The sequence below is a fragment of the Paucibacter soli genome (assembly GCF_037482845.1).
GTDB lineage: Bacteria > Pseudomonadota > Gammaproteobacteria > Burkholderiales > Burkholderiaceae_C > Paucibacter_B > Paucibacter_B soli.
Genome location: NZ_JBBHJW010000010.1, coordinates 117316 through 133123, shown reverse-complemented (window position 1 = coordinate 133123; position 15808 = coordinate 117316). Strand labels below are relative to the sequence as shown.

Annotated in this window: 17 protein-coding genes; 9 read left to right on the top strand and 8 right to left on the bottom strand. The window is 68.8% G+C overall.

Annotated features, from left to right (window positions below; translation table 11 throughout):
• Positions 1-7: 7 nt before the first annotated feature.
• Complete coding sequence (locus WG898_RS20125; protein ID WP_444718979.1) at positions 8-1225, top strand: molybdopterin molybdotransferase MoeA; 1218 nt, start codon at positions 8-10, stop codon at positions 1223-1225.
• Positions 1222-1470, top strand: coding sequence for a MoaD/ThiS family protein (locus WG898_RS20120; RefSeq protein WP_339604557.1), 249 nt, complete (start codon positions 1222-1224; stop codon positions 1468-1470). The genes WG898_RS20125 and WG898_RS20120 overlap by 4 nt, the downstream gene beginning before the upstream one ends.
• Before the next feature lie 9 nt (positions 1471-1479).
• Here the strand turns inward: WG898_RS20120 and WG898_RS20115 are convergent, their stop codons facing one another.
• A complete protein-coding gene (locus WG898_RS20115) occupies positions 1480-1899 on the bottom strand; it encodes an MAPEG family protein (protein WP_339604556.1) in 420 nt (139 codons plus the stop codon).
• 50 nt (positions 1900-1949) lie between these two features.
• On the opposite strand from WG898_RS20115, the gene WG898_RS20110 reads away from it, so the two are divergent.
• Together WG898_RS20110 and speD are read left to right on the top strand one after the other, a co-directional pair.
• Positions 1950-2777, top strand: a complete 828-nt coding sequence (locus WG898_RS20110; protein ID WP_339604555.1) for a helix-turn-helix domain-containing protein — start codon at positions 1950-1952, stop codon at positions 2775-2777.
• Positions 2747-3148: an adenosylmethionine decarboxylase gene (gene speD, locus WG898_RS20105; RefSeq protein ID WP_339604554.1), complete on the top strand. Its 402-nt coding sequence runs from the start codon at positions 2747-2749 to the stop codon at positions 3146-3148. Before WG898_RS20110 ends, speD begins: the two co-directional genes overlap by 31 nt.
• Before the next feature lie 7 nt (positions 3149-3155).
• Here speD and WG898_RS20100 read toward each other — a convergent pair whose 3' ends face one another.
• Positions 3156-4079: a LysR substrate-binding domain-containing protein gene (locus tag WG898_RS20100; RefSeq protein WP_339604553.1), complete on the bottom strand. Its 924-nt coding sequence runs from the start codon at positions 4077-4079 to the stop codon at positions 3156-3158.
• A gap of 107 nt (positions 4080-4186) precedes the next feature.
• On the opposite strand from WG898_RS20100, the gene WG898_RS20095 reads away from it, so the two are divergent.
• Both WG898_RS20095 and WG898_RS20090 read left to right on the top strand, forming a co-directional pair.
• Positions 4187-5386, top strand: a complete 1200-nt coding sequence (locus WG898_RS20095; protein ID WP_339604552.1) for an MFS transporter — start codon at positions 4187-4189, stop codon at positions 5384-5386.
• Positions 5386-5508, top strand: coding sequence for a hypothetical protein (locus WG898_RS20090; protein ID WP_339604551.1), 123 nt, complete (start codon positions 5386-5388; stop codon positions 5506-5508). Before WG898_RS20095 ends, WG898_RS20090 begins: the two co-directional genes overlap by 1 nt.
• 16 nt (positions 5509-5524) lie before the next feature.
• On the opposite strand, the gene WG898_RS20085 is transcribed toward WG898_RS20090, so the two are convergent.
• From WG898_RS20085 to WG898_RS20060, 6 genes are read right to left on the bottom strand one after another with little or no spacing between them, the layout of a single operon-like run.
• The gene (locus WG898_RS20085) at positions 5525-7081 is read right to left on the bottom strand and encodes a flavin monoamine oxidase family protein (protein ID WP_339604550.1); all 1557 of its coding nucleotides are present in this window, start codon (positions 7079-7081) and stop codon (positions 5525-5527) included.
• Positions 7078-8646, bottom strand: coding sequence for a polyamine aminopropyltransferase (locus WG898_RS20080; protein ID WP_339604549.1), 1569 nt, complete (start codon positions 8644-8646; stop codon positions 7078-7080). The genes WG898_RS20085 and WG898_RS20080 overlap by 4 nt, the downstream gene beginning before the upstream one ends.
• The gene (locus WG898_RS20075) at positions 8639-9208 is read right to left on the bottom strand and encodes a GrpB family protein (RefSeq protein ID WP_339604548.1); all 570 of its coding nucleotides are present in this window, start codon (positions 9206-9208) and stop codon (positions 8639-8641) included. Before WG898_RS20075 ends, WG898_RS20080 begins: the two co-directional genes overlap by 8 nt.
• Before the next feature lie 15 nt (positions 9209-9223).
• Positions 9224-9448 (bottom strand): DUF350 domain-containing protein, encoded by a 225-nt coding sequence (locus WG898_RS20070; protein WP_339604547.1) that lies wholly within the window; start codon positions 9446-9448, stop codon positions 9224-9226.
• 22 nt (positions 9449-9470) lie between these two features.
• On the bottom strand, positions 9471-11066 hold the full coding sequence (locus WG898_RS20065; RefSeq protein WP_339604546.1) for a DUF4178 domain-containing protein: 1596 nt from the start codon (positions 11064-11066) through the stop codon (positions 9471-9473).
• A 3-nt stretch (positions 11067-11069) separates the two neighbouring features.
• Positions 11070-12116 carry an SPFH domain-containing protein gene (locus tag WG898_RS20060; RefSeq protein ID WP_339604545.1) on the bottom strand — a complete coding sequence of 349 codons (1047 nt, stop codon included), beginning with the start codon at positions 12114-12116 and terminating at the stop codon, positions 11070-11072.
• A 116-nt stretch (positions 12117-12232) separates the two neighbouring features.
• On the opposite strand from WG898_RS20060, the gene WG898_RS20055 reads away from it, so the two are divergent.
• From WG898_RS20055 to clpB, 3 genes are all read left to right on the top strand, one after another.
• Complete coding sequence (locus tag WG898_RS20055; protein WP_339604544.1) at positions 12233-12736, top strand: molybdenum cofactor biosynthesis protein MoaE; 504 nt, start codon at positions 12233-12235, stop codon at positions 12734-12736.
• Entirely contained in the window at positions 12733-13128 is a 396-nt protein-coding gene (crcB, locus tag WG898_RS20050; RefSeq protein WP_339604543.1) for a fluoride efflux transporter CrcB, read from the top strand. The genes WG898_RS20055 and crcB overlap by 4 nt, the downstream gene beginning before the upstream one ends.
• A gap of 80 nt (positions 13129-13208) precedes the next feature.
• Positions 13209-15806 carry an ATP-dependent chaperone ClpB gene (gene clpB, locus WG898_RS20045; protein ID WP_339604542.1) on the top strand — a complete coding sequence of 866 codons (2598 nt, stop codon included), beginning with the start codon at positions 13209-13211 and terminating at the stop codon, positions 15804-15806.
• Positions 15807-15808 lie beyond the last annotated feature (2 nt).

The following is a 15808-nucleotide window of genomic DNA, read 5'->3' as shown; positions in this document are numbered from 1 at the left end:
CCCCGCCATGCAGTCGCTCGACGAGGCGCTGGCGCGTCTGCTTGGCCGCGTGCAGCCCTTGGCGGCGACCGAGCAACTGCCCACCGCCGCGGCCCTGGGCCGCGTGCTGGCCGGGCCGGTGCTGTCGCAACTGGATGTGCCGCCGGCCGACAACACCGCGATGGACGGCTATGCGCTGCGCGCCGCCGACGTGGCAAGCCCTGGCACCGTGCTGCCGGTTTCGCAGCGCGTGCCAGCCGGCGTGGTGGGCGCGGTGCACCAGCCCGGCACCGCCGCGCGCATCTTCACCGGCGCGCAGATCCCGCTGGGCGCCGATGCCGTGGTGATGCAGGAGCAATGCGAGGCCGTGGCCGATGCATCGGGTACAGGCTTGGGCAGCGTGCGCATCAACGCCGAGCCGCAGCAGGGCCAATGGATACGCCGCCGCGGCGAGGACGTGCAGGCCGGCGCGCTGGTGTTGCCCGCCGGGGCGCGGCTGAACGCAGCCGCGCTGGGCCTGGCCGCCTCGGTGGGGGCGGCCGCTCTGACGGTGGCCAGGCGCCCGCGCGTGGCGCTGTTCTCCACCGGCGACGAGTTGCAGATGCCTGGCGAGCCGCTCAAGCCTGGCGCCATCTACAACTCCAACCGTTTCACGCTCACGGCCTTGTTGCAGGGGCTGGGTTGTGAGGTCGTGGATCTGGGCATCGTGCCGGATCGGCTGGATGCCACGCGTGCCGCGCTGCGCCAGGCGGCAGCACAGGCGGACTTGATCATTACCTCTGGCGGCGTCTCGGTCGGCGAGGAAGACCATCTGAAACCGGCCGTGCAGGCAGAGGGCGAGCTCGATCTCTGGCAGATCGCGATCAAGCCCGGCAAGCCGCTGGCCTTCGGCCGTGTTCAAGAGACCTGGTTCATCGGCCTGCCCGGCAACCCGGTCGCCAGCTTCGTGACCTTCTTGCTGCTGGTGCGCCCGGTGATCCTGCGCCTGCAAGGCGCCAGCGCGCTGGCGCCGCGGCGCTACCCGCTGCGTGCCGATTTCGCCTGGCCCAGGCCCGACAAACGGCGCGAATTCCTGCGCGTGCGCCTGAACGCTCAGGGTGGGCTGGACCTGTTCCCTAACCAGAGCTCGGGTGTGCTGACTTCGGCCGTGTGGGGCGAGGGCCTGGTCGACAACCCGGCCGGCACGCCCATCGCCGCCGGCGCTACAGTGCAGTTCATACCCTTCTCCGAACTCCTGCATCCATGATCACGATCCGCTATTTCGCCTCGCTGCGCGAGGCCCTGGGCCCCAGCGAGACGCTGGACTGGCAGGCGGGCCTGAGCTTGGGCGGCCTGCGCGATCAGTTGCTGGCGCGCGGCGAGCCCCATGCCGCCGTGCTGGCGCGCACGCGCGCAGTGCGCTGTGCGCTGAACCAGCAGCTCAGCAAGGAAGACGCCTTGATTCCGGATGGCGCCGAGGTGGCGTTCTTTCCCCCTGTCACCGGGGGCTGAGCCGCGCCCTTAGCCGGCGCCCAGCAGCGTGGCTGCGAGAAAGAGCTGGGCCGCGACGCCGGCCAGAAAGCACAGCGTGCGCGGCACGATGGGCAGCCCGGCCCAGCAGACCGCGTAGTGGGCCACACGGGCGCAGAAATAGAGGCGGCAGGCCCATGCCGTGCCCGGGCTGCCCAGGCCGGCGATCACCACGCCCAGCGCCAGGGGCGCAAACACCACCAGGTTTTCCACCGCGTTGAGGTGCGCCCGCATCGTCCGTCGCGCCCAGGCAGCGCGCGGCAGCGGGTCCGGTGCCGGGAACCATTGCCAGCCGGGCGGCCCGAGCTCCTGAAACCGGTTGACCACATACGGCAGCCAGAGCAGGGCGCTGAGCAGGCAGGTGGCGGCCAGCCAGTACAGCTCCGGCGCGCTAGACTGAATCACGGACATGAAGACTCCTGTTATCGAAAGGAGTCCCGAGCTTAGGAAGGGAGCCGACGATGCGCAGGGATGAGATGGAAGCCGGACGGGTCTGTGCTGGAGGCGCCGCGCTGTTGGAGGCGCCCGCCTTGCCCGCGCTGCTTGCCGCCGGCCATGGCGTCGCGGCACTGCGAGGGCGCGACCTGCGGCTCAGCCTCCCGGGCACGCGACGCATCGCCAGCAAGGTCCTGCTGGTCGACGCAGGGGAACTGCGCTACAGCCAGGCTGGGCGCCGCGGCCGCCTTGCCGCCGGCCAGTTCACTCTGCTGGCTGCCCACTTGCCGGTGGAGATCGAGGCCGAAGGCGCGTATGCGCACAGCCTGGCGCTGCTGCCCGGCCTCGGCCGCAGCATGGCGCATGGCCGTGTCTGTGGCGAGCCTCCCAGCCACCGGCCGATTGCCAGCTTTGTGCACAGCTGGGCGGCCCAGCCCGCGCTGGGCGGACGCAGTCAATGGCATCTGGCGGCGGCACTGATGCAGATGCTTGGCGTGCTGCACAACGACGGCGGCGCACCGGATGCGCAGGCGCAGCTGCGCTCGCATGCCTTGGCGCTGATCGAGAGCCAGCTGGCGGAGATCACCGTGTCAGGCCTGGCCGAGCAGATGAGCGTCAGCCGCCGCCATCTGGATGCGGTGTTCTCAGCTCGTGGCGAGACGGTGTCGGCCTGCATCTGGCGTTGCCGCATAACGCGCGCCGCGCAGCTGCTGCGGCTGCCTGGCGCCATCAGCATCACCGCGCTGGCGCATGAGCTGGGCTTCAAGGACAGCTCGCACTTCAGTCGCCTGTTTCGCCGCCACCACGGCGTCACGCCCACGCAATGGCGCAGCCAGGCTGGCACGGCACACTGATGCAAGGCCTGCACCTGACCGCAGACCTGAGCGGCTGCCGACCGCTGGATCCACTCATGATCCAGGCAGAGGCCTTGCGGGCGCTGTGTGTGAGCGCGGTTGCCGAGGCCGGTCTGGGCGCCGTGGCCGAGCTGTTCCACCGCTTCACACCGGCGCCCGGCAGCGAGCAATCGGGCATCACCGGCGTGGTGCTGCTGGCCGAGTCGCATCTGGCCGTGCACACCTGGCCCGAGCTGGGCGCGGTGACGCTGGACGTCTATGTGTGCAATCTGGGGCAGGACAACAGCGCCAAGGCCGAGGCCTTGATGGCTCAACTGGTGGCGGCGTTCGCGCCCGCCAGCGTGGCGCGCCAGGCGCTGCAACGAGGCTGAGGAGACCTCAGGCCGGGCCGTCCAGTTGGGTGCTGGCGGCCTCTTGCAGCAGCCAGTCGACCACCGCCTGCACCGCGGGCGTGCTGCTGCCAGGGCGCCGCAGCAGCCAATAGGCATGCTCGCAAGGCTGGGCCACGGCCTGGGGCTCGATGGCGCGCAGCCGGCCATCGGCCAGCATGGGCGCCACCAGCGCAAGCCGCCCCAGCGCCAGGCCCTGGCCGGCCAGGCAGGCCTGGATCACCTGGTCGTACTGGTTGAAGCGCAACATCGCGCGCGGTTGCTGGCTGCTTAGTCCGCGCGCGGCCAGGGTGTCGGCCCATTGCAGCCAGGGGCGGCGGGCGTCGTCGAATTCCAGCAGAACCTGCTGCGGCAACAGCTCGGCCAGCGCATGCCCCTGCGCCAGCAGGGCAGGGTGGGCCACCGGCAGCACCGCCTCGCCGAACAGGCGCACGCTGCCGGCAGGCGGCTGGCCGATTGCGCAGTAGCGCAGCGCCAGGTCGATGCCATCGGCGCGCAGGTCCATCACGCGGTCGCTGGCGGCCACGCGCAGGTCGATGTCCGGATGCTGTTGCTGCAGGCCGCGCAGGCGTGGCAGCAGCCACAGCGAGGCCACGCCGATGCTGGCGGTGAGCGTGACGCTGCGCCGCGGCGCGGGCGCGAGCAGCTCGGCCAGGCCGTCCTGCAATTGCTGGAAGGCCGGATCGACGCGCCGGAACAGGCGCTCGCCCTCGGGGCTGAGCTTGATGCTGCGGTAGCAGCGCAGGAACAGCGTGCAGCCCAGGTTCGCTTCCAGCGCCGCGATCTGCCGGCTCACCGCCGATTGCGTCAGGCACAGGTCCTGGGCCGCCAGCGTGATGCTCATGCGCCGGGCCACCGCGACAAAGCCGCGCAAGAGGTCCAGCTGGGTCAGTCGGGTGAGCGAGAGTGACATTCCGTGCGTGAATGTGAAGGTGCCGCAGAGATTGCTTGATGGCCGAGCTTCCGTCAAGACAGACTGGGCGCCAGTTCGGATCATCGCATTCGCATCGGGAAACTCGTATGAAGCAAATGAGAAGCTGGACGCTGCCGATTCTGTGCGGCGGCCTGATGATGGGCCTGGCGCTGGGCGTGCGCCATGTGCAGGGCCTGTTCCTGCTGCCGATCGGCCTGGAGCGCGGCTGGGGCCGCGAGAGCGTGGCCCTGGCGCTGGCGCTGCAGAATCTGGTCTGGGGCCTGGCCCAGCCTTTCACCGGCATGCTGGCGGACCGTTGGGGCTCGCGCCCGGTGGTGATGGCCGGCAGCCTGCTCTATGGCCTGGGCCTGTGGGCCATGGCCACGGCGCAAAGTCTGTGGCTGCTTTATCTGGGCGCCGGCCTGCTGGTGGGCCTGGGGCTGGCCTGCACCGCCTTCGGTGTGGTCTATGGCGCCCTGAGCCGCATCGTCGCGCCGGCGCAGCGCGCCGCGGTGCTGGGGCTGACCGGCGCCGTGGGCGGGCTGGGCCAGTTCCTCGCCGTGCCGTTGACCCAGGGCTTGATGCAGGGATTGGGCTGGTCGGCCACCCTGCTGTGCCTGGCGCTGCTGATCGCACTGGCGCTGCCGCTGGCCTGGCCGCTGGACGACCGCCAGCCGCCGGCTCAGGGTGCGGCCGGCATGGGCCTGGGCCCGGCCTTGCGCGACGCCTTCGCCCAGCCCGGTTTCTGGCTGCTCAATCTGGGCTTTCTGGCCTGCGGTTTCCAGCTCGCCTTCATCGCCACCCACCTGCCGGCCTATCTGCTGGAGCGCGGCCTGCCGGCCGGCCAGGCGGCCAGCGGCCTGGCCCTGATCGCGCTGAGCAATATCGGCGGCACCTATCTATGCGGCTGGCTGGGCGGGCGCTGGCGCAAGAAGCAGCTGCTGAGCCTGCTCTACCTGCTGCGCACCGCGGTGATCGCGCTGTTCCTGTTGCTGCCGCTCAGCAACTGGAGCGCGCAGCTGTTCTGCATCGCGATGGGCCTGCTGTGGCTGGGCACGCTGCCGCTCACCAACGGCCTGGTGGCCCAGGTGTTTGGCCTGCGCTATCTGTCCACCCTGTTCGGCTTCACCTTTGTGGGCCATCAGCTGGGCTCCTTCCTGGGCGTCTGGCTGGGCGGCCGGATCTTCGACGCCACCCACAGCTATGCGCCGATGTGGTGGATCGCGATGGCGCTGGGCCTGCTGGCGGCGCTGCTGCACTGGCCGATCGACGACCGGCCGCGGCCGGCGCTGGCGGTGGCGGCGTGATGCGCTGGCGGCATCCGGCGCTGCTGCTCATGCTGATGGCGCTGGCCCTGCTGGCGCTGCCGGCCTATCTGGAACGCGCCGATCTGCAGCTGTGGCTGTTGGGCCCGGCCTGGTGTGCATAGCCAGCGCGGCGCGCAGCTAGCGCTTCAGCTGCGCGGCCGCCTGGCAACCAGCGGTATAGGCTTCCTCGAACACCGAATAGCCTGCCAGGTCGCTGTGTGCGAACAGCAGCCGGCCCTGCGGCTGGCTTCGCAGCGCCGCCAGCGCCGCCGAGCCGCGCAGGCCGGGCACGGGAATGCTCATTGCATGGCCCCAGCGCATCAGGTCCACGCGCAGCAGCTGGCGGTCCAGCTCTGGGTGCAGGGGTCGCAGCTCGGCCAGCACGCGCTCGGTCCAATACGCCCAATCGCCCTGCAGCAGGTCGGCACGCTGCTGGGCGGGCAGGGCCCAGTAGGCGCTCAGCACCGTGGGCCCCGGGTAGGGGCGCAGGCTCTGGTGCATCGCATCCACATAGCCCAGCGCGCTGCTGCCGTAGCGCACATTGTCCCAGGCGGGTGCGGCGCCCAGGCGCTGCAGCGGCGCCTCGGCCAGCTGCAGATTGGCCACCAGCCAGGGCGCGTAGCGCAGCTGCGCCTGCACGGCTTGCAGAGCGGCCGGCGGCTGCTCGATCAGGCGCGCAGCGATGAACAGCGGCGTGGCCAGCACCGCCTGTGGGGCCAGCCAGCGCTCCAGCGTCTGCGCGGCTTCGTTGAACGTCAGCACCTCGACCTCGTGGCGCCCCTCGCGCAGGCGCAGCACCGTGCGGCCCGTCTGGAGCGCATCGGCCAGGGGTTCGGCCAGGCGCCGGGTGAGCCAGGCATTGCCCTCTGGCCAGGTCAGCACCGCCTCGCGTTCGGCGCTCTCGTCCTCGGGGGCGTGAAAGCCATGCCGGCTGGCGAAATAGTGCAGGCCGGCCCAGGCCGAGACCTGGGCCGCGTCGGCGCCGAAATCGTCGCGGCAGCAATAGTCCAGATACCAGCGCAGTTGCGCGTCGTCCAGGCCCTGGGCCTGCAGCCAGGCGGCGAAGGTCTGGGCATCGAGGGCGGCATGGGCGGGCGTCCAGGGCGCGCGCTGGGTCGGCATGGCAAAACCCAGCTTCATCATCGCTCGCTGCACGGCGGCGGCGAACTGGCGGTACTGCCGGCGCGTGGCCTCGCTGCGTGCCGGCGGCAGCAGGCCCTCATGCCATTGGCCCTCGAAGAACAGGCGCTCCTGCGGGCTGTGGCAGAGCATGCGTTCGTCATAGACGGTGCGGCCGAGCTGCTGGCGCGCCACGCCCAGCGCATGCAGCAGCTCGCTCACCTCATGCGCATGCGGGCCCGGCAGCGGCAGGTAATGTGCGCCCAGCGGGCAGGCCATGCCGCCCATGCGATGCCCGCGGCTATTGCCGCCGGTCTCGTCCTCCAGCTCCAGCAGCGCAAAGTCGATGCCGGCCGCGGCCAGGCCGCGCGCGCAGGCAAGGCCTGACACCCCGCCGCCGATGATCAGCACCTGGCTGCGCCTTGTGATGTCGGGCTGCCGCGTCGGCAGGGTTTCGCGCAGCCGATGGCCGCGCGCCGCGTTGGCGCCGACCCAGCCGCCTTGCAGGGCCGGCTGCCCGCTGCGGCAGCCGGCAAGCAGGGCCGAGCCCGCGGCCAGCAGCTCACGCCGCCTCAATGGACCTTGCCCCATTCGGCTTCGAACTCGTGCACCAGCACTTGATTTGAGAGCCGATTGACCTCGGTGGGCACGCGCGCCATGTCCGGCGGGAAGTTAAGCAGCGCCGTCATGCCCTCGGGCGTCAGAAAGCGCAGCCCCGGCGGCAGGGCCGTGGGCGCGCGCCAGGGCCGCCGGCTGGCGATCACAAAACCCCATTCGCCGAAGCTGGGCACATGGGCGTGGTAGGGCGTGGTGGTCAGGCCCACGGCTTCCAGCGTCGTCACCACGGTCCAGAAGCTGCGGCGCGCCAGCAGCGGCGAGGTGGTCTGCACCACCGCGAAGCCGCCGGCGGCCAGGCGCTGATCCAGCAGCTGGTAGAAGCTGGTGGTGTAGAGCTTGCCAAGCGCGAAATTGCTGGGATCGGGGAAGTCCACCACGATCACGTCGAACTGAGCGTCGGGCTGCTGCTCCAGCCAGCCGAAGGCATCGGCATTGACAATCTTGAGCTTGGGGCTGGCCAGCGCATCCCGGTTGAGCTGGCGCAGCAAGGGCAGGGTGGAGAACAGCCGCGTCATATGCGGGTCCAGCTCCACCAGCGTCACCTGCTCGACGCTCGCCCAACGCAAGACCTCGCGCACCGCCAGCCCGTCGCCGCCGCCCAGCACCAGCACGCGCTTGGGCGCGCCCTGGGCCGCCATCGCCGGATGCACCAGGGCCTCGTGGTAGCGGTACTCGTCGCGCGAATGGAATTGCAGATTGCCGTTCAGGAACAGGCGCAGGCCGGCGCCACCCTGGGTCAGCACCACGCGCTGGTAGTCGCTGCTCTCGCGCAGGATGATGTGCTCGCCGTAGAAGCGGTCCTCGGCCCAGGTGGTGAGCCGGTCGGCGCCCAGCATGGCGGCCAGCAGGGCGGCGACGGTCAGCGCGCAGGCCCAAGCATGCTCCGACCAGGCGCGCAGCTCGGCGCGGAACAGCCACAGCGCCCAGACCGCGACGAAGGCGTTCAAAAGCCCGAAAAAGATGCCGGTGCGCACCAGGCCCAGCTGCGGCACCAAGAGCAGCGGGAAGGCCAGCGCCACCACCAGGGCACCGAGGTAGTCGAAGGTCAGCACCTGCGAGACCAGCTCGCGCAAGGCATAGCGCTGGCTGAAATGCTTTTTGAGAATACGCATCACCAGCGGGATCTCGAGCCCCACCAGCGCGCCCACCAGCAGCACCAGGCCGTAGAGCAGCACGCGGAAGGCGCCCAGCTGGCCTGGTGGCAGCAGGCTGTGGGCGCTGAACAGCGCGGCCGGCATCAGCCCGCCGATCAGGCCCACCAGCAGCTCGATCTTGAGGAACTGCGCCACCAGCTGGCGCTCCAGATAGCGCGACAGCCAGGAGCCCAGGCCCATCGCGAACAGATAAGTGCCGATGATGGTGGAGAACTGCAGCACCGAGTCGCCCAGCAGATAGCTCGCGAGCGCGCCTGCGGCCAGCTCGTAGACCAGGCCGCAGGCGGCCACCACGAACACGCTGGCGAGCAGCAGCAGCTCGTGCAGGGAAATGCGGGAGGGCTTGTCGGCGGCTGGGGTATCAAGCATCTGAGGGTGGCAATGTCCAGCCCATGGCCTGGGCCCATGCCTGGGCGGCGAAGTAGATCAAGTCCACCGCCGGGTCCTTGACGTCGGGATAGTCCTTGCCGTTCGCGAGCCCGGCAGCCAGCCGCTGCTTGAGCTGGCCATAGGCTGCGGCCGTGGGGGGATGGGCACGCAGATAGTCGCGAAACAGCAGTGCATAGCGCTGGTTGGTGCGACCCGCCTCGCGCACATGCAGGTTGATGCGGCGCTTGCCTGCTGGCTGCAGAAAGAACAGCTTGCACCAATCCGCTTCACTACCCGGGTGGCATGGCGGGCAATGGTCGGCGCGAACGCCCGGGTAGCGCTCGAAGCCCAGGGCGCTGATTTGCGGGGGCAGGGACGTATCGCCAAGCGAGGCGACACTCAGCTGGACGTCGATCACGTCCTTGGCACACAAGCCCGGCACCGCCGTGGAGCCGATGTGGTCGATGCGCAGGGCCAAGCCGCCCAGGCCGGTGCGCAGACCATGGGCGATGGCGCTGAACTCCAGCGGCCAGCGTGGGTCGTAGCTGCAGATCGTCGGCATCGTCGCGTCAAGACCTCAGCCGTGAATCGCCGCCGAGACGATCATGCCGATCGAGATGCACATGGCCGCCACCACGATGGCCAGCGCCATGTTCTTGTGCTCGACGATCTCCTCCCACAGCTTGTAGGGGGTGAGCTTGTCGATGACGACGAAGCTGACCCAGAACACCAGCACGCCCACCACCGCGTAGAGGATGGAACCCAGCACGATGCCGGGCTTGAGCCATTCGAATCCGTCCATAGTCTTCTCCTTGTCCTATCGCCTACTTGTGTCCACCACCGCCGCTGCTGAAGCCGCCGAAGGAGCCGCCGCCGGGATTGATGCGGATGCCGCTGCCGCCGCTGCGCTGCCGGCATTGCTGGTATTCGCTGCTGGCTGCGCCGTAGGCATCCTTGTAGCTCTGGCAATCGTCGCCGCTGCAGGCGCGCACCAACAGCAGCAACACGAGGACGACGAGCACCGCGACGATGATCTTGAAGCCCAGGCCATGCGCGCTGCCGGGGCTGGCGTCGCGCGCCAAGCTGGTCTGTGTCTCGTGCGCCAGCTTGGGAAAGGCGCGCGCCACCTCCGCCGCGTCCAGCTTGCGGCCATGGCTCCAGGTGATCTCCTGGCCGGCCTGCTCCTCGCGCGAGAGCAGCTCGGTGCGGCTGCCGCTCTTGCATTCATAGTCGCTGACCTTGATGCGCTCCTCGCGCCGCAGCCGCCAGTAGAACTCGCCCAGCACATAGCTGCTCTTGGCCTGATAGCTGTAGCGCAGCTTGAAACTCTTGCCCTGCCACTCCACGCTGGTGCCGCTGCCCTTGGGCACACCGGTGAGCGGCCGCACGACGGACCAGCCTTCCTCGGTGTCGACCAGGAAGGCAAAGCCCTCGGTGCGGTTGTAGAGCAGGTACTCGCGCCAGAAGGTCTGCTCTTCCTCTTCGTCGCCGGGCTCGGGCAGGTCGCAGCGCTCCTGGTAACCCACCACCTGCCAGGGCAGCGGCGCGCCACCCGACACCGCCAGGCTGCCGGTGCTGCCCAGCGGGATCTGCGGCTCCAGGCCATTTTGCTGCGCATAGTGCGCGAGGTCGGCGCCCAGGCCCTGCGAGATGTCCACCACCGCATGGCATTGCGCACAGACGATGCTCTTCGTGTCCTGCAGCTTGGGTGCCAGGTCCGCGCCGCAGCTGGGGCAGGCGTAGCTCTTGGAGGCCATGGCCTTGGCGCCGTCCTCGCGCAGGCCGCTCATGGCCAGCTCGGCCAGGCGCACCGGCCGTCCCACCGACCACAGCGGCGCTGCCTCGGCCTGGCTGCTGTATTCCAGCGTGCCCACCTCGTTGTGTGGATTGCGCAGGTCGGCCACCAGGAATTGCCGGCCCAGCGCCGGCGGGTGCGGCAGTTCGCCCTGCGCGGCCGCGAGTGTCACCTGGGTCAGCGAGGCGACGCGCCAGGCCTGGCCGGCCAGCGGCATTTGGGCACCCAGGATCAGCTCATGGGCCTGCGGCGCGCGTTCGGCCAGCGGCGCCTCGAAGCCCAGCACAAAGCTGCCGTTGTCCTCGGCCAGCCAGGCGCTGCGGCCCGAGTCGAACAGGGCATGCCATTCGTTCCAGCTGCCGCCCTGGTAGGCCAGCTGCAGCCGGCCCACCAGGCGAAAGGCTTCGCCGGCATAGCGGCCGGCGGCGCCCAGCTGCAGCGGCGAATAGTCGTCGAACAGCTCGGCGCTCTCGCCGATCTTGCGCAGCGCCTCGCCCTCGCGCAGCAGGCTGCTGCGGCAAAAGCTGCAGACGGCGCTGGCCGAGGCCGCCGAGGCGAACTCGACCGGCGCGCCGCAGTTGGGGCAGTTGGCGCGCCAGCGGCGCTGGGTTTCGGGCCCGGTCAAGATTTAGGCGAGCTTTTTCAGCAGCTCGGCCTTCTTGGCGGCGAATTCCTCGTCGGTCAGGATGCCCTTGGCCTTGAGATCGCCCAGCTTCTCGATCAGCGCAATGATGCTTTCCGATGTCGGCGTGGGTTCACCGGTGACCGCGCCCGGCTGCGCCTGGGCTGCCGCCAGCCCCTGGGCGAGTTGGCTTGCCATGGTCTGGCCCAGGGCAAGACCTGCCCCCAGGCCCATGGCGTCGCCGGCAATGCCGCCGCCACCGCCCTGGCCCACACCCTCGGCCAGCTTGGGGATGGCCTGTGCGGTCTGGTACTGCATGAACTGGCCCATGTTCTGTCCGCCAATCATGCCCATGCCTATCTTCTGGTCCAGGATCTTTTGCAGCTCCTCGGGCAGCGAGACGCTTTGCAGCGTCACCAGCTCCAGCTTGAGCCCCAGCTTCTCGAATTCGGGCGCGCTGGCCGCCTGCAGCTGCTTGGCGAATTCGATCTGGTTGGCGGCCAGGTCCAGGAAGGGGATGCCGCTGGCCGCCACCGCATCGCTGATGTGCTGCAGCATCAGGCCGCGCAACTGGCCGTCCAGGTCCTGCACCGTGTAGCGCTCGCGCGTGCCCGAGATCTCGGTGTGGAAGAGCTTGGGGTCGGAGATGCGGTAGGCGTAGTTGCCGAAGGCGCGCAGGCGCACCGCGCCGAAATCCTTGTCGCGTATCGTCACCGGCTGGCTGGTGCCCCAGCGCTGGTCGATCTGCTGGCGCGTGCTGAAGAAGTAGACGTCGCTCTTGAACGGCGATTCGAAGAGCTTGTCCCAGTTCTTCAGATAGGTCAGCACCGGCAGGGTCTGGGTGGTCAGCTTGTAGGTGCCGGGGCCGAACACATCGGCCACCTTGCCCTCGTTGACGAAGATGGCCATCTGCGATTCGCGCACCGTGAGCGAGCCGCCGTACTGGATTTCGAAGTCCTGCATAGGGAAGCGCCAGGCCAGCGTGCCGTCGCCGTCCTCGGTCCATTGCAGGATGTCTATGAACTGTTTCTTGATGAAGTCCATCAAACCCATGGTCTCGCTCCCAATCAATGATGGCGGCCACAAGCTGCCGCGAGCGAAGTATCCACCAGCGCCGGCCCCATGTCCTTCCTCACGAAGGGTGGGTACTCGATGCCACAATTCGGGCCATGAGCAAGCCCGCACCACGCGTCACGCCACGCGTCAGCATCCAGACCCAAGACTTCGACCTCGGCGCCGAGACCCTGGCGCTGCGCGCCCAGGACGGTGGCGTGGGTGCGGTGGTGAGCTTTGTGGGCACGGTGCGCGAGGCCAGCGATGGCGAGGCCGTCAGCCTGATGGAGCTGGAGCATTACCCGGGCATGACCGAGGCCGCCATCGAAGCCATGATTGACGCGGCCTTCCAGCGCTTTGACATCCGCGGCGCGCGCGTCATCCATCGCGTCGGGCCGCTGGCGGCGCGCGAGCAGATCGTGTTGGTGCTGGTGAGCTCGGCGCACCGCGGCGAGGCTTTTCAGGCCTGCGAGTTCCTGATGGACTATCTGAAGACGCAGGCGCCGTTCTGGAAGAAGGAGCACACCCCCGCCGGTGCCCATTGGGTCGATGCGCGCGTGACCGACGACGCCGCGCTGGCGCGCTGGGGCATTGAGAACGCCGGGAACGCCGGCGCATGAGCATGGGCCTGCTGAGCCAGATCGCGGCGGTATCGCTCGGTGCCAGCCTGGGCGCGCTGGCGCGTTGGCGCGCCGGCATCCTGTTCAACCAGGTCTGGGCCGGCTTTCCTCTCGGCACCCTGCTGGTGAATGTGCTGGGCGGGCTGATGATAGGCATGGCACTGGAATGGCTGGCGCGCTTCCCCGACGAGGGGCTGCGCCTGCTGCTGGTGACGGGCTTTCTGGGCGGGCTGACCACCTTCTCGACCTTTTCCGGCGAATCGCTGGCGCTGCTGCAGCGCGGCCTCTATGGCCTGGCGCTGGCGCACACCGGCGCCCATGTGCTGGGCGGCCTGGGCGGTGCGGTGCTGGGTCTGAAACTGATGCGCGACTTGATCCTGCTCAGGGTCTGAAACCCCAAGTCTTGAAATCCTTGGCCTGGGGCCCACTTGCCTCACAGGCGAGCAAGCAAGAACCCTCGGAGGATTTCAAGATGCGTGTCGATAAGTTCACCACCCTGTTCCAGGAAGCCCTGGCCGAGGCCCAGAGCCTGGCCGTCACCAAGGACAACCCCTATATCGAGCCGGCCCATGTGCTGGCCGCGATGCTGGGCCAGGCCGAGGGGCCGCGCGCCCTGCTGGAGCGCGCCGGCGTCAAGCTGGCGGCGCTGAAGACCGCGCTGGACGCCATCATCGCCGGCCTGCCTCAGGTGCAGGGCGAGGGCCAGCAGGTGCAGCCCAGCCGCGATCTGGTGAGCCTGATGCAGAACGCCGAGAAGGAAGCGTCCAAGCGCGGCGACCATTTCATCGCCAGCGAAATGTTCCTGCTCGCCCTGGCCGATGCCAAGAGCGATCTGGCCGGCATCGCGCGCGGCCATGGCCTGACGCGCAAGGCGCTCGAGACCGCCATCGAGGCGGTGCGCGGCGGCCAGAAGGTCGACAGCCAGGAGGCCGAGGGCCAGCGCGAGGCACTCAAGAAATACACGTTGGACCTCACCGAGCGCGCCCGCCAGGGCAAGCTCGACCCGGTGATCGGTCGCGACGACGAGATCCGCCGCGCCATCCAGGTGCTGCAGCGCCGCAGCAAGAACAACCCGGTGCTGATCGGCGAGCCCGGCGTGGGCAAGACCGCCATCGTCGAGGGCCTGGCCCAGCGCATCGTCAACGGCGAGGTGCCCGAGACGCTGAAGAACAAGCGCGTGCTGGTGCTGGACATGGCGGGCCTCTTGGCCGGCGCCAAGTACCGCGGCGAGTTCGAGGAGCGGCTCAAGGCCGTGCTCAAGGAAGTGGCGCTGGACGAGGGCCGCATCATCCTCTTCATCGACGAGCTGCACACCATGGTGGGCGCCGGCAAGGCCGAGGGCGCGATCGACGCCGGCAATATGCTCAAGCCCGCGCTGGCGCGCGGCGAGCTGCACTGCATAGGCGCCACCACCCTGGACGAATACCGCAAATACGTGGAGAAGGACGCCGCGCTGGAGCGCCGTTTCCAGAAGGTGCTGGTGGACGAGCCCACGGTCGAGGCCACCATCGCCATTTTGCGAGGCCTGCAGGAGAAGTACGAGGTGCACCATGGCGTGCAGATCACCGACCCGGCCATCGTGGCCGCGGCCGAGTTGAGCCACCGCTACATCACCGACCGCTTCCTGCCCGACAAGGCCATCGACCTGATCGACGAGGCCGCGGCCAAGATCAAGATCGAGCTCGACTCCAAGCCCGAGGTGATGGACAAGCTCGATCGCCGCATGATCCAGCTGAAGATCGAGGCCGAGGCGGTCAAGCGCGAGAAGGACGAGGCCTCGCAAAAGCGCCTGGCGCTGATCGAGGAGGAGTTGCTCAAGCTGCAACGCGAGGCCAATGACCTGGAGGAGATCTGGAAGTCCGAGAAGGCCCAGGCCCAGGGCAGCGCGCATGTGAAGGAAGAGATCGACCGCATCAAGCAGCAGATCGAGGAACTCAAGCGCAAGGGCGATTTCAACAAGGTGGCCGAGCTGCAGTACGGCAAACTGCCCGAGCTGGAAAAGCGCCTCAGCGACGCGCAGGCCAAGGAGGCTGGCAAGGGTGCGGCGGCTGGCACGCCCAACAAGCTGCTGCGCACGCTCGTCGGCGCCGAGGAGATCGCCGAGGTGGTGGCGCGTGCCACCGGCATCCCGGTCTCCAAGCTGCTGCAGGGCGAGCGCGACAAGCTCCTGCAGATGGAAGCCAAGCTGCACCAGCGCGTGGTGGGTCAGGACGAGGCCATCACCGCGGTGGCCGATGCGATCCGGCGCTCGCGCGCCGGACTCTCGGATCCGCACCGCCCGCTTGGTTCCTTCCTGTTCCTGGGCCCCACCGGGGTGGGCAAGACCGAGCTGTGCAAGGCGCTGGCGGGCTTTCTGTTCGACAGCGAGGACCACATGATCCGCATGGACATGAGCGAGTTCATGGAGAAGCATTCGGTCAGCCGCCTGATCGGCGCGCCGCCCGGCTATGTGGGTTACGACGAGGGCGGCTACCTGACCGAGGCGGTGCGCCGCAAGCCCTATAGCGTGCTGCTGCTGGACGAGGTGGAGAAGGCCCATCCGGACGTCTTCAACGTGCTCTTGCAGGTGCTGGACGATGGCCGCCTGACCGACGGCCAGGGCCGCACCGTGGACTTCAAGAACTGCGTCATCGTGATGACCAGCAATCTGGGTTCACAACACATCATGGCGCTGGCGGGCGAGTCCAGCGAGGTGATACGCGAGGCGGTGTGGGCCGAGGTGAAGGCGCATTTCCGCCCCGAGTTCCTGAATCGCATCGACGAGACCGTGGTCTTCCACGCGCTCGACAACAAGCACATCGCCTCCATCGCCAAGATCCAGCTGCAGGCCCTGGAAGCCAGGCTGGAGAAGCTGGAGATGAAGCTTGACGTCAGCGACGAGGCCCTGGCCGAACTCGCCAAGGTCGGCTTCGACCCGGCCTTTGGCGCAAGGCCGCTCAAGCGCGCGATCCAGCAGCGCATCGAGAACCCGCTCTCCAAGCTCATTCTGCAAGGGCGCTTCGGGCCCAAGGATGTGATTCCGGTGCGGGTGGAGGGGGGCGAGTTCGTGTTCGAGAGGGTGGTGCACTGAGC